A 12,058-nucleotide genomic window follows, 5' to 3' on the forward strand; every position below is an offset into this window, starting at 1 on the left:
ACAGCCACGTGCGGTGCCGGCGGCGCCCGGTGGCACCGGCCGGGGAACAGCGCGGGCCCGGCGTTACGGGGTGCGCCGTGGCGCGCGGGCACGTAAGGTCCTCTCCTCGTGGGCAGCTTCGTCGAAGGTCTCGTGCCGGCGCGGCTGGGCACCGGCTTCCGGTGCTGCTGGCGTCGTCGTGGACGAGCAACCTCGGCGACGGGATCGCGGTCGCCGCCGGGGCCGTTGCTGGTGGCGTCGCTCACCGGCAACGCGTTCCTGGTGTCGCCGGCGGCGCTGCTGCGGTGGGCGCCGCCGCTGGTGTTCGGCCTGTACGCGGGGGTGCTGTCCGACCGGCTCGACCGGCGGCGGATCGTGATGACGGCCGACGGGGTGCGCGCCGCGGCCCTCGTCGTCGTGGTCGCGCTGCTGGCCGCGGACCGGCTCACGGTGGTGCCCGCCCTCGTCGCGCTCGGCGCTGCTGACCACGGCGGAGGTGTTCGCCGACAACGCCGCCGCGACGCTCACGCCGACGCTGGTGCACCGCGACGACCCGGCCGTGGCCAACGCCCGCATCCAGGCCGGGTTCCTGACCCTGAACCAGCTGGTCGGCCCGCCGATCGGCGCGCGGCGTTGTTCGCGGCCGGCCTGGTGTGGCCGTTCCTCGCCGAGACGGTGCTCGTCGCCGCCGGGGTGCTGCTGGTCTCCCGGGTCGTCCTGCCTGCCCGGACCAGGCCCGGGACCCGGCAGCCCGGGACCCAGCAGCCCGAGGCGAAGCGGTCCAAGGGGGTGCGGCACGAGGTCGTCGAGGGGCTGCGGTGGACGGTCCGGCACCCCGCGGTGCGCACCCTGTCGCTGACGATCCTCATCTTCAACGTCACGTTCGGCGCCGCCTGGTCGGTGCTGGTCCTGTACGCCCAGCAGCGCCTCGGCCTCGGCGCCGTCGGGTTCGGCCCGTTCACCACCGCCGGCGCCCTCGGCGGGCTGCTCGGCACCGCCATGTACGGCCGGCTGACCAGCAGGGTGAGCCTCGGCAACGGATGCGGGCCGGGCTGATCATCGAGACGCTCACCCGACCTGGCGCTCGCGGTCGACGTCGGCGGATCGCCGGTGCGGTCATGTTCGTCTTCGGCGCGCACGCGTTCATCTGGGGCACCACGTCGATCACCGTGCGGCAGCGGGCGGTGCCGAGCACCTGCAGGGCCGCGTCGGCAGCGTGAACACGATCAGCGTCTTCGGCGGTCTGGTCGTCGGCTCCGCGATCGGCGGGGTCCTGGCGACCCGGGTGGGCGTGACGGCACCGTTCTGGTTCGCCTTCGCCGGCTCCGCGGTGTTCGTGGCGCTGCTGTGGCGCGAGCTGGACCTGCATCGCCCACGCCGACGACGTGCCGCCCACGACCCGGCGGAGCGATGACCCCGCCGGCCAGGTGGACGACGCCCGGTAGCCGGCGGCACCTGGACGCCGTCGAGGGCAGCGGTGAGGGGCGCCGCTGGGACACAATGCCCGGATGACGACGGACGAGCCCGCCTGGCGGCGCTGCCCGATGCCGGGTACTTCGACCGGTGGTACGCCGACATCGCGGACTCGACCAGCCGCGACGCGATCGTCGCCCGGATGCTGCAGCTGCCGGCGTACCTGCGCTCCACCAGCCTGTCTACCTGGCAGGGCGTCGCCGACGTGGAGGAGGCGCTGCGGGTGCCGCACGACGGGCTGCTGCTCGACATCGGCTGCGGCCGCGCCGGGTACGGCATCGAGATCGCCCACCGCACGGGCGCCCGGCTGGTCGGCGTGGACTTCTCCGGCCACGGCGCTGCGGCAGGCGGCGGACGCGGCGGCGGAGCGGCTGCCGGCCGGGCGGGCCGAGTTCCGGGTCGGCACCCTGCTGGACACGGGCCTGCCGGGCGGCGCGGCGGACGCGGTGATGTGCGTGGACGCGGTGCAGTTCGGTGAGCCGCCGCTGGCCGCGCTGCGGGAGTTCCGGCGGCTGCTGAAGCCGGGGCGGCCGGGTGGCGCTGACCTGCTGGGAGGCCGCCGACCTGGACGACCCGCTGGTGCCGCGGATCCGGGCCGTACAGCTGCTGCGGGACCTGCACGAGGCCGGCTTCGCCGACGTCGACGTCCGGCAGCGGCCGGACTGGCGGCAGGCCGAGCGGACCTGTGGGAGGCGGTCGTCGCCGAGCCGGAGGCCGACGCGGCGATGCGGTCGCTGCAGGAGCAGGCGCCGGTCCCTGGAGACGTTCGCCTCGCTGCGCCGGGTGTTCGCCACCGCCACGGCACCCTGACCGCCGGTCCGCTCACCTCCTGCACGACCTGGCCGGAAGCAGGATTGACCGGCGCGCGCCGGGGCATTGCCGCGCCATGGGTGTGCACAACCCGCCGACCTGGCTGGCGCTCCGCATCGGCCGGTCGGGCTGATGCCGGTGACCGGCGTCATCGTCGGTGCCGCCGCCGTCATCGCCGGGCTGGGCGCGGTGCTGGCGGGTGCTGGCGCCGCTGCTGGTCACCCTGGTCGTCGCCGCCGCGCTGCAGCCGTTCGTCCAGTGGCTGCGCCGGCACGGCCTCGCCGGCCCTGGCCGCGCTCGTCGGGGCGCTGCTGGTGCCGGCGCTGCTCGTGGTGCTCGGCTGCTCCTGGCGCACTCGCCGGCATGGGCGCGGCGTGGAGCGACGTCCTGGCCGGCGCGGGGGACGAGGTGCACGCCGCGCTGGGCGCCGACCCGCTCGACACGCCGCTGGGCTCGCCGCAGCGGCGCACCGCCGTGCTCGGCGTCGGCTCGGCCGTGCTGAGCGGCGCGCGGCGCTGGCCGTGCAGGCGGCGATCGGGGTCTTCGTGGCCGCGTTCGTCCTGTACTACCTGTTCAAGGACGGCCCGGCGGGCGTGGCGTGGCTCGAACGGCGGCTGCCGCTGCGGCCCGGCCTGACCCGGCAGCTGGTGTGGATGGTGCGGCGCTGCGGATGCGCCGGTACATCGTGGGCACCACCATCGTCGCGGGCATGGACACCGTCGTCATCACCCTCGGCGCCGTGGCGCTGCGGCTGCCGCTGATCGGGATGACGCTGATCACGTTCGTCGCGGCGTACGTGCCGTACCTCGGCGCGTGGGTCTCGGCGGCGTTCGTGGTGGTCGTCGCGCTCGGCGCCGGCGGCCCGGCCGCGGCCGTAGTGGATGCTGGTGATCGTGCTGGTGACGCAGAACATCCCGAGGTGCTGCGCCCGTTCGTGTTCGGCCGCGCCCTGGACCTGCACCCTGCGGTGATCCTCGCGGTCACCGTCGTCGGGGGCGCCCTGGCCGGCCTGGTCGGGGTGCTGCCGGCGCCACCGGTCGCGGCGATCGCCGTCTGGTGGAGCCAGATGCTGCACGACGAGCCGCATGCCGAGCCGCCTGCCGGGCCGCCTGCCGAGCCACCTGCCGAGCCACGTACCGAGCCACGTACCGAGCCGCCTGCCGAGCCGCCTGCCGAGCCACCTGCCGAGCCGCCTGCCGAGCCGCCTGCCGAGCCACGTGCCGAGCCGCCTGCCGAGCCGCCTGCCGGGCCGCGGGACGGGCCACGTGCCGAGCTGCGGCAGGAGCCGCCTGACGGGCCGCGGACACGGTGCCGGACGTGCTGGGAAAGCGTGACGCGCCGTCCCCGGCCCCGGTCAGTGGTCGCGCAGGCCGCCGGCGCCGTACACCTTGTCCTGGACGCCGTTGTCGCGCAGCGCCATCCACCAGGTGGCCGCGTTGATGGCGATCACCGGCTTGCGCAGCCAGCGTTCGGCCTCGTCGGCGAGGCGGACCATCGACAGGTTCGCCTGCACCGCACGATCGCGTCGACGTCGGGGCCGTCCACCTCGAGGATCGCCGCGCGTACTCGGCCTCGGTGACGTGCGCGATCGACACCGCTGTCGGGCAGCGCAGCCCCTTGATCCGCACCACCTCGAAACCGAGCTCGGAGAGACCCGGACCACGTTCTCGTCGCCGACCGGCTGGTACGGGGTCACCACACCGATGCGGCGGGCGCCGTACAGGTGCAGCGCGCGCTCGCAGGCCTGGCGCCGGTGGCGACGCCCAGGCCGGTGATGCCGTGATCTGGGCGACGAACTTCGCGGTTGCCCTCGACACCGCCCCAGAACGTCTCCGCTGACATGCCCATGACCATGAAGTCGGGCTCGCACGTCAGCACCCGCTCACAGGCGTGGCCGATCTCCGCCCGGATCTGGGTGAGGAGGTTCTCGAACCCCTCGTCGCTGGACAGGTCCTGGTTGCGGGATGTGGATGCGGGAGAAGTGGGCGGTCACGCCGGGCACGCCCATGGCGTAGAAGTCGGGTTCGACGATCGTGTTGGTCGAGGGGGCGATGACGCCGAACTTGTGGCGCCAGCCCAGGGCGTCGGTCATGCGGGCACCTCGATGGAGGGGAGCGGGCGAGCGACGGCAGGCGCGGACGGTGAGCCACGCCGCGGTGAGGAACGCCAGCTGCGCGGCGGTGTTGGTGCCCTGCTCGATCCACTGCAGGCGCAGCGTCTCGTGCTCGGGGTGGTTGCGCAGCGGCACGAGCGCGGTCACCAGGACGATGCCGAGCGTGTACAGCGCGATCGCGGTCCTGGCCTGGCCGCCCGGCGTACCCGGCGCCGATGACGCTCACGGTGGTGACGCCCGCGGTGGCGAGGACGAAGACCGGCTTCATCGTGCCGGCGACCAGGGCGCCGCCGGCCACCGCGGTGGAGACGGCCGCGAACGGCCAACACGGCGCCGTCGGCAGCAGCGCCCAGACGAGGGTGACGGCGCCGGCGGACATGAGCGGGAACAGGGCGGCCTCCAGCCACGGCAGGTCCACGCCGAAGCCGGCGACGAGCAGCTTCCACGCCGACGGCTGGGCCGCCGGCGCCGATGAGCACCGCGCCGGCCCGCCCGGCGGTGACTCTCCCGGCGGTGCCGAGCCCGGCGAGGAGCCAGAACCCGGCCAGGGCCAGCAGCGTCGGTACGAAGTCCTCTACCGCCAGAATCACCGGGTAATCATTCGTGGTCATGCGAAGAGGTCCCGTTTGCGGAAGGCGGCGGTGGCGAACCGGCCGACCGCCTTCGGGGTGGTGAGCCAGGCGACCGCCCGCCGTTGGGCACCCCGGCGAGGACCTGCTCGGCGAGCCACGGGGTGACGGTCTCGACGGTGTCGGCGAGGATGTTGAAGATCTTCTTCGCCTTGGCGAGCTCCTCCGGGGTGTAGTCCTGGGCGAGCAGGTCGGTGACGACCATGCCGGGCGACAGGTGCGCCACGGTGACGGGGGAGTCCTTGCCGAGCTCTTTGGCCAGGGCGTCGGTCAGGTACGTGACGGCGCGTTTCGTGGTGCCGTACGCGGCGAGCCCGGGCGCCTTCTGGTTGCCGGAGCCGAAGCCCTCCATGTTCCACAGGCCCCGTGCCCCCAAGGCGCGCATGGCGGCCAGGACGACGGCGCTGGCGTGGGCGAGGCCGCGGAGGTTGACGTCGATGACGGCACGAGTTGCCGGCGGCGGTCCCGGCGGCCGGCGGCGGTGGGTGGTCCTTCGCGTTGTTGATCAGGATAGCCGAGCCCAGCCGTGCCGCGGCGGACGGTGGCCTGCTCCAGGTCGCGCACGCATGCGGTCGGTGACGTCGGCGACGACGCCGCGCACCGCGGTCCGGGTCACCGGCCGGCACTTGCCCGTCCACAGGACGACGGAAGCCCGGCGGAACGCCAGCACCAGCTCTTCGGCGCGTCGAGCGCGCCGCGGGTCCTCCCGGTCACCACGACGACGGTCATGCCGCGCTCCAGGTGAGCGAGCCGTGCACGACGCCGGCGAGGGTGGCGCCCTCGTACACCCGGTACGCGACGGCCAGCACGGTGCCGGCGCCCATGCCGGGGGTGGCGTCGAGCATGAACTCCCCGGCCGGTCAGCTTCACCAATGGTGCAGTGCACGGTGCTGTAGCTGGCCCGGCCGAACGCGATCGTTGCCCCACGCGCCCGGCCCCTCGTAGAAGGCGCGGAACTCGTCGCGGCGCCAGTCCACCGTGTACGCGCGCTCCAGCGCGCCGGTCCAGGTGACCGACAGCCGGGTGCGCAGCAGGTCGAGCGGGGTGAGCGCGAGCTCCACGTCGACCGGCCCGGCGAGCTTCTGGTCCGCGCCCCACAGCTCGCATCGTCCACTGTAGACGCCCGCCTGCTTGGTCGGCAGGACGAACGGCACCGGGCCGTTGGGGTCTCCGCCGCGAGGTGCGCGGCGAGGGTGTCGCCGTCCACGCCGCGCTTGTACACGCCGTTGAAGCAGCCGACGACCGCCGGTCCCTGGTACAGCATCGAGGAGTACACCTGGGTGTCGTCGCCGAGCACCTGGTTCCAGGTGTTGAGGTCGACCCGCGCCAGCCGGGGCCGTAGTAGTGCGCGTCGACGAACGTGCCGTAGGCTGGCCGGTGCCGTAGAAGTCGGGGCCGGTGTAGATCCGGTCGGCGTCGGAGTCCACGACGCCGAACGCGAACGGCGCGCCGAGCCGGAACCGCCTGGCGAGCGGGCTGCCGCCCCTCGAGACCGGCCGTCCATGTAGTACGTGGTGACGCCGTCGGCGAAGACGGAGGAGCGGCGGGATGTCCTCGTAGCCGCGCCAGGTGCCGTCGGCGTCGAAGAGGCTCGGCCGGCCGTGCCACTCACCGGCGATGCGCTGCTGCCACTGCGAAGGCGAGGCGGTCATGACAGCGGACCGCCGATGAGCACGCCGCGGATCTCGTCGGAGGCGGCCTCGCCGAGCAGCCGCGACACCTGCGCCCACACCGGGTCGACCGCCGGGCTGGAACAGGTTGGCGCGCACGGTCGCGTCCCGGGCGGCCAGGTCGGTGTCGGCGAGCGTCGCGGTGACCTGTGCCGGCAGCCCGGCCGCGACCAGGTCGAGCCAGCGTGACGTAGGCGTCGACGATCGGGTCCATGCCCCGGAACGCGGCCTCGTCGGCGCGGTGCACCAGCATCCACGGCGACATCAGCGCGTGCTGGCGCGGGCCGATGTGCGCGCGGGTGAGCCCCTCGCGCTGCGACGCCTCCTCGTAGCACGCGGTCAGCGGATGGTACGCGCTGTCCATGTACGCCAGGTGCGACGACAGCTCGGCCCGGGGGATGAGGTCCAGGTGGTAGGCGTGGTAGCGCCGCTGTACACGGAGTCGAGCGTGAAGTGGCGGCACCGCCGACGCCGGGTCCGTGAACGCGAAGACCATGTGGCTGTCGAGGTCGATCGGGGTGCACGACGAGGCCGACGTACACGATCCGGGACACCTCGCCGTCGCCCTGCCAGACCCGCATCGTGCCGACCGGCGCCGGCGACATGGGTGAGCGCAGCTCCCGGTAGGGCCCGCCGGCCTCGGTCAGCGGCTGCCGGGCGAGGATCGCGTCCAGGGCCCGGGTGGCCAGGGCGAAGGGCAGCGACGTCACAGTTCCTCCAATGTGCCGTTGTCCTCGGCGTCGCGGCGGGCCTTGCCGATCCGCTCCGCCTCGGCGACCGTGGGGTGTTCGCCCTTCGCCTTGTGCACCCAGGCGCGGGCCAGCTCCGGGTGCCCCCGCCGGGCCGGTGAGGCGATGACCGTGGCCTCTCGGCGCGGGACGTCGCCCATGATGCGGTCCTCCTCGCCCAGCAGCCAGCTCCTGCTCGGCCAGTTCCTGCCGGCGCCGCCGGTAGTGCACGGCGATGAGGCTATTCTTGACGTGCAGCTCGGCGCCGAGATCGAACGGCAGCAGCTCGGGGCGGACCCGGTCGATGACCGGGGCGTCCTGGCCGAAGATCTTCTCGACCCGCTGGACGGCGTTCCGGTCGGCCCAGTTGCCGGTGAAGCGTCGCGCAGCGCGACCCACTTGACCAGCGTGGTCGTCTCGTCGACGGGGATGTTCGTGTCGTAGATGATGAGATTGCCCAGCGGCAGCCGGACGTGCAGCTTGATCATGTTCGGCAGCATCCAGCCGGCGGTCGTCGCCACCGGCGGGCGGTCCTTGAGGTTGTGGCCGCGCCGGCCGACCAGCGACCAGATGCCCTTCGGCGCGGGCGGGGTGCAGCCGGACCGTCGCGAACGCCGACCACTGGTCGGGGATCTCCAGCTCGTACTCCTCGACGTCGGGGCGCTCCGGGTTGCCGAAGGCGCTGGCGTGCACGAACGGCGTGTGCGCGATGTCGCAGCCGTTCTCGAGGATCCGCTCGTAGTTGATCTCCACAGGTACTCGCCGGTGACCGCCTTGTACTGGCCGCCGTCGCCGACGAGGTCGTCGAACTCGGGCCAGACCGGGATCGGCGGGCGCTCGGCCTCCGGCAGGTCGCCGAGGAACACCCAGAGGAACCCGTAGCGCTCCCGGACCGGGTACGAGTCGACCCGGGCCTTCTTCGGGATGCCGCGGCCCGGCTGGTTGGCCGGATCTTTCACGGCGCCGCCGGGCTCGTACTCCCAGCCGTGGTACGGGCACACGATCGAGTCGTTGCTGACCCAGCCGCCGGACAGCGGCGCCGCGGTGGACGCACAGGTCCGACAGCGCGATCGCGGCCTCGGGTGCGGTACAGCACCAGCTCCTGGCCGAGGCACATGGCGCGCAGCGGGGTGGTGGTGACACGGTCGGCGAACTCGACCGCGTACCAGGTAGTTCTTCAACATGCGCGAGGCTCCTAGCGGCGCCGGACGGCCCACCAGGTCCGTAGAGTCGAGGGCGGCGGGGTCGCCGCCGCGCAGATGGGTGCGCAGGAACGCGGACAGCAGGCCGGCGATGACGCCGCGGACCGTGGAGCCGCCGGCGGTGGACGGCCGGTCGAGGAACGAGCGGGCTGCGGTCGGGTCGGCGGGTTCCACGACGCTGAAGTGGTTGGCCCCCGCCGACGGTCGCCAGGACGTGCGCGCCGTCGCGGTCCTCGAGCGCCTCGTCGAAGGTGCGGCTGACCGGGTCGTGCGGGTCGCCGCCGGCGGCGCCGTACCGGTCGGCGGAGGCGGCGATGACGCCGTCCTCGGTGCCGGCCAGCAGCAGCACCGGCGAGTCGACGAGTGCCTCCGCGACGGTGCCGGCGGGCCAGCCGAGCATCGTGGAGACCATGGTGTGCGCGCCGTAGGTGGCGACCGCCCGCACCTGCGGGAAGAAGCGGCCGGACTGCAGCGCGACGGTGCCGCCGGCGGAGTGGCCGAACAGCGCCACCCGGTCCAGGTCGAGCGCGCCGCGCAGGGCCGTCGGCGTGCAGCGCGGCGAGCTGCCGCAGGACCGGCTCGATCGCCTGGCAGGTGGGGCCGTCGCCGTACGTGCCGGGCCGGGCCAGGGCGAGGTCGACGCCGGGCGTGATGCCGACCTGGCCGGCGAACAGGGGGCCGACCCAGTCGTAGGTGACCGTGGCGAAGCCCTGCCGGGCCAGTTCGACGGCGAGCCAGCGGTAGCCGTCCTGCCCGACGTTGACGCCGCTGAGCACGAGCACCACTGGTACGCCCCGCCGGCCGGGTCGGCCTGGAAGACGCCGCTGAGCCGTTCGGCGTCCGACCCGGTGACCAGCGCCGGGTAGTGCACCTTCAGGTGCGCGGTGGCGTAGGGGGCCTCGGCGCCGGAATCGTGACGGCGGACCACAGGGATCGGACTGTAAAGTGCGTCACGGGCGCGGCAGTTCGCGGTCGCCGCCCCACAGGGCGCGCACGAGACGCTGGGTATTCCTCGCCGAAGTACCGCACACCCATCACGTTGGCCGGGTCGCGCTCGGCGGATGTTGCGCCGGGTGGCGAGGTCCCGCTCGCGCAGCGCGGCGCGCTCCTCCTCGGGCACCGGGCGGCGCCTCGTCGACCCAGGCGAGCCACCGGTCGACCCGGGCGTGCAGCACGTCGCTGACGACCGTCAGGTTCCGTTCGGTGCGTTCGAAGGAGTACACGCCGTAGGCGTTGGGGACAGCGAGGCGCGGATGAACGCGGCCCGGCTGGTGAACCAGGCGAACTGCGGTCGGCCTTGTGCGCCAGCCAGTCGTCGTTGACGGGCGCGTAGTAGCGGTCGAAGTAGCCGCCGTCCACGACGATGTCGGTGCGCGGGATGTAGTCGGTGTAGAACCAGCCGCCGGGCCAGCACAGCAGCGCGACGCCGAGGTGCAGGCCCGGACCTGCGGGCCGAGCCAGCAGGTCAGGCAGGTTGACGAAGCTGCGCGACGGGTCGCCCAGCCACGAGTGCACCATCCAACGGACCTCCGGCCCGGTTGTAGGCGGCCACCCGGCCGCCGGGTCCTTCCGGATACGTCCCGTACTGCTCCAGGATGTCCGTGGACGGGTCGCGCGTCGTGGTGAACCTCGCGTCGATCTTGGCCTTGAGATCCGTCAGGAGCTGCTGGAACTGTGCGAAGGTGTCGACGTCGATGACGGGCGAGGCGTCGAGCATCTCCTCGACGTGCTGGACGGTTTCCTCCACGCGCTCACTCTCCAAGTCGTGCCGCAGCAATGGAAACAGTGTTTCGCCACGGGTAACGGATGTCAACGGGTGAGGGCGTCGACGAGCTGCCACGGCCGGCCGTCGAGCAGGTCGGTGCCGCGCGACACGAGCTTGTTGCGGCTCTGCGCCGGCGCGAGCACCGCGGCCGCGGGCGCGTCGGCCGCCACGCCGGTGACGATCGGGTGGCTGATCCGGCCCGTGAACGGGCCCCGCCACGCGGTCCACAGCGTGAAGTCGGGGCTCAGCGCGTAGAAGGCGGCCGGCAGGCTCGGCGGCGCCGCGGCGACGATGTTGAGCCGGTTCTCCGCGGCCCGCTCCGGCAGCCCCAGCGCCAGCTCCCAGTCCTCGGCCGGGGTGAACGGCACGGCCACCACGTCCACGCCGGCGATCGCGGCCAGCCGGAACACCTTCGGGGTAGATGGCGTCGTCGCCGACGACCACCGCCAGGCGCCCCCACGGCAGGTCGAACGTGGCGAGGCCGTCGCCGTGCCGGCTGACGTCGGCGCCAGCCGCGCGACCGGGTGCAGCCGCGCCGCCGGCCGACGGTCCCGGTGCCGGACACCACCACGCCGGTGTGCGCGCCGTCGGCCAGGACGCTGGTCACCGCGACCGCGTCCGTGCCGTCCAGCAGCTCGCGCATCGCCGGCACCACCCAGGGCTCCGCCAGCTCGCAGCACGAGCAGGGCCGCGCCGGCGGCCAGCACGTCGCGCGTGGCGCTGCAGCGCCGGGTGTCGTCGCCCGTACGATGGCGGCCCGCACCGACCCCGAGGGCCTGCGGCCGGGCCGGGGCTCGCGGCGGGCGGCCGATCGCCGCGTAGAGCGGGCTGGCGGCGGGCGCCGAACCGGTCGGTGCCGTCGGGCCGGCGCTTGTCGAGGGCGGCGGCCGGGTCGATGTCGGCGACCACCACGGCCTCGCCGGTGCGCGGGCCCTTCGCCACGACGAAGCCGTCCGGCGCCACGACCTGGAGTTCTCCCCGGCGCCGTGCAGCCACTGCGGCGGCACCTTGAGCCCGGCGCTGATCGCCTCGAGCTTGTCCTCCGGCAGCAGCGGGCCGACCTTGCTGGCCGCCACCACCCAGACCCGGTTCTCCGCCGCCCGCACCGGATGTGCAGGCTCGCCTCGTCCGTGGCGAACGAGTTGGTGTTGTTGAGCAGCACCTGCGCCCCGCGCAGCGCGAGGCCGCGGGCCACTTCCGGCGCGACGCCCTCCATGCAGGCATACATGCCGACGGTACCGAACGCGGTGGGCACGACCGGGCCAGCTCCTCGCTCCCCAGGCGATACCGCCCGCCGTCCATCAGCACCTGCTCGTCGCTCGTCGAGCATTTCGGCGACGGCACGTAGAGCAGGCTGCGCCGGCGAAGTCACGTCGGCGAAGACGATGCGCGGAGTCGACGCGGATGCGCGGGTGCCCGGCCTTCCGCGACCGCGGTCAGGAACGCGTCGCCGAGCCAGCAGGCCATGCGCCGGGCGTGGTCGCGGTCGTCGTACCACGACAGGTGGTTGCAGAAACCCGGCAGGACCACCAGATCCGCGCCCTCGGCGGCGGCCTGGTCGATCATCCGCAGGCAGCCCGCGAGGTTCGCGGACACGTCCTGACCGACGGCGAACTGGACAGCGGCAACCCTCACGAGGGCCTCCTGGTTCCTCTAGCGGAACAGTGTTTCCCGAACATACACTCGCCG

At 73.7% G+C, this 12,058-nt stretch carries 15 protein-coding genes and 4 pseudogenes; 8 read left to right on the plus strand and 11 right to left on the minus strand.

Annotation, left to right across the window (positions count from 1 at the left end):
* The first annotated feature begins 108 nt into the window (after nucleotides 1–108).
* The 5 genes and pseudogenes from OG912_RS00005 to OG912_RS39985 form a co-directional block, all read left to right on the plus strand.
* On the plus strand, nucleotides 109–1,035 hold the full coding sequence (locus tag OG912_RS00005) for a hypothetical protein (RefSeq protein WP_327707552.1): 927 nt from the start codon (nucleotides 109–111) through the stop codon (nucleotides 1,033–1,035).
* 160 nt (nucleotides 1,036–1,195) lie between these two features.
* Nucleotides 1,196–1,393, plus strand: a complete 198-nt coding sequence (locus tag OG912_RS00010; RefSeq protein WP_327707553.1) for a hypothetical protein — start codon at nucleotides 1,196–1,198, stop codon at nucleotides 1,391–1,393.
* Nucleotides 1,394–1,456: 63 nt separating this feature from the next.
* The gene (locus OG912_RS00015; RefSeq protein ID WP_327707554.1) at nucleotides 1,457–1,930 is read left to right on the plus strand and encodes a class I SAM-dependent methyltransferase; all 474 of its coding nucleotides are present in this window, start codon (nucleotides 1,457–1,459) and stop codon (nucleotides 1,928–1,930) included.
* Entirely contained in the window at nucleotides 1,860–3,023 is a 1,164-nt protein-coding gene (locus OG912_RS39980; RefSeq protein ID WP_443061068.1) for a hypothetical protein, read from the plus strand. The genes OG912_RS00015 and OG912_RS39980 overlap by 71 nt, the downstream gene beginning before the upstream one ends.
* Nucleotides 2,972–3,259 (plus strand): annotated as a pseudogene (locus OG912_RS39985) (AI-2E family transporter); the annotation flags it as partial. The gene OG912_RS39980 and the pseudogene OG912_RS39985, both read left to right, overlap by 52 nt.
* Before the next feature lie 357 nt (nucleotides 3,260–3,616).
* Here OG912_RS39985 and OG912_RS00030 read toward each other — a convergent pair.
* From OG912_RS00030 to OG912_RS00040, 3 genes are all read right to left on the minus strand, one after another.
* A complete protein-coding gene (locus OG912_RS00030) occupies nucleotides 3,617–3,775 on the minus strand; it encodes a hypothetical protein (protein ID WP_327707557.1) in 159 nt (52 codons plus the stop codon).
* A 179-nt stretch (nucleotides 3,776–3,954) separates the two neighbouring features.
* Complete coding sequence (locus OG912_RS00035; protein ID WP_327707558.1) at nucleotides 3,955–4,104, minus strand: hypothetical protein; 150 nt, start codon at nucleotides 4,102–4,104, stop codon at nucleotides 3,955–3,957.
* 40 nt (nucleotides 4,105–4,144) lie between these two features.
* Nucleotides 4,145–4,522 carry a hypothetical protein gene (locus tag OG912_RS00040; protein ID WP_327707559.1) on the minus strand — a complete coding sequence of 126 codons (378 nt, stop codon included), beginning with the start codon at nucleotides 4,520–4,522 and terminating at the stop codon, nucleotides 4,145–4,147.
* 16 nt (nucleotides 4,523–4,538) lie between these two features.
* Here OG912_RS00040 and OG912_RS00045 point away from each other — a divergent pair, with 16 nt between their 5' ends.
* Complete coding sequence (locus OG912_RS00045) at nucleotides 4,539–4,850, plus strand: hypothetical protein (RefSeq protein ID WP_327707560.1); 312 nt, start codon at nucleotides 4,539–4,541, stop codon at nucleotides 4,848–4,850.
* Nucleotides 4,851–4,972: 122 nt separating this feature from the next.
* Here OG912_RS00045 and OG912_RS00050 read toward each other — a convergent pair whose 3' ends face one another.
* Complete coding sequence (locus tag OG912_RS00050) at nucleotides 4,973–5,443, minus strand: SDR family oxidoreductase (protein WP_327713304.1); 471 nt, start codon at nucleotides 5,441–5,443, stop codon at nucleotides 4,973–4,975.
* Nucleotides 5,444–5,870: 427 nt separating this feature from the next.
* Nucleotides 5,871–6,158, minus strand: a complete 288-nt coding sequence (locus OG912_RS00055) for a hypothetical protein (RefSeq protein WP_327707561.1) — start codon at nucleotides 6,156–6,158, stop codon at nucleotides 5,871–5,873.
* Nucleotides 6,159–6,671: 513 nt separating this feature from the next.
* Here OG912_RS00055 and OG912_RS00060 point away from each other — a divergent pair.
* Nucleotides 6,672–6,863 carry a hypothetical protein gene (locus OG912_RS00060; RefSeq protein WP_327707562.1) on the plus strand — a complete coding sequence of 64 codons (192 nt, stop codon included), beginning with the start codon at nucleotides 6,672–6,674 and terminating at the stop codon, nucleotides 6,861–6,863.
* Between the two features lie 791 nt (nucleotides 6,864–7,654).
* Here the strand turns inward: OG912_RS00060 and OG912_RS39990 are convergent.
* Nucleotides 7,655–8,401 (minus strand): annotated as a pseudogene (locus OG912_RS39990) (hypothetical protein); the annotation flags it as partial.
* Nucleotides 8,350–8,586 (minus strand): annotated as a pseudogene (locus tag OG912_RS39995) (Rieske 2Fe-2S domain-containing protein); the annotation flags it as partial. The pseudogenes OG912_RS39995 and OG912_RS39990, both read right to left, overlap by 52 nt.
* Before the next feature lie 446 nt (nucleotides 8,587–9,032).
* Between OG912_RS39995 and OG912_RS00070 the strand changes: the two are divergent.
* Complete coding sequence (locus tag OG912_RS00070) at nucleotides 9,033–9,470, plus strand: hypothetical protein (protein ID WP_327707564.1); 438 nt, start codon at nucleotides 9,033–9,035, stop codon at nucleotides 9,468–9,470.
* A 599-nt stretch (nucleotides 9,471–10,069) separates the two neighbouring features.
* Here the strand turns inward: OG912_RS00070 and OG912_RS00075 are convergent.
* The 4 genes and pseudogenes from OG912_RS00075 to OG912_RS00085 form a co-directional block, all read right to left on the minus strand.
* Nucleotides 10,070–10,351, minus strand: coding sequence for a hypothetical protein (locus OG912_RS00075; RefSeq protein WP_327707565.1), 282 nt, complete (start codon nucleotides 10,349–10,351; stop codon nucleotides 10,070–10,072).
* A 62-nt stretch (nucleotides 10,352–10,413) separates the two neighbouring features.
* Entirely contained in the window at nucleotides 10,414–11,475 is a 1,062-nt protein-coding gene (locus OG912_RS00080; protein WP_327707566.1) for a hypothetical protein, read from the minus strand.
* Nucleotides 11,476–11,516: 41 nt separating this feature from the next.
* A pseudogene (locus OG912_RS40000) lies at nucleotides 11,517–11,699 on the minus strand (nitrilase-related carbon-nitrogen hydrolase); the annotation flags it as partial.
* A gap of 38 nt (nucleotides 11,700–11,737) precedes the next feature.
* On the minus strand, nucleotides 11,738–12,004 hold the full coding sequence (locus OG912_RS00085; RefSeq protein WP_327707567.1) for a nitrilase-related carbon-nitrogen hydrolase: 267 nt from the start codon (nucleotides 12,002–12,004) through the stop codon (nucleotides 11,738–11,740).
* Nucleotides 12,005–12,058 lie beyond the last annotated feature (54 nt).

It is taken from the genome of Streptomyces sp. NBC_00464, from assembly GCF_036013915.1.
Classification (GTDB): Bacteria; Actinomycetota; Actinomycetes; order Streptomycetales; family Streptomycetaceae; genus Streptomyces.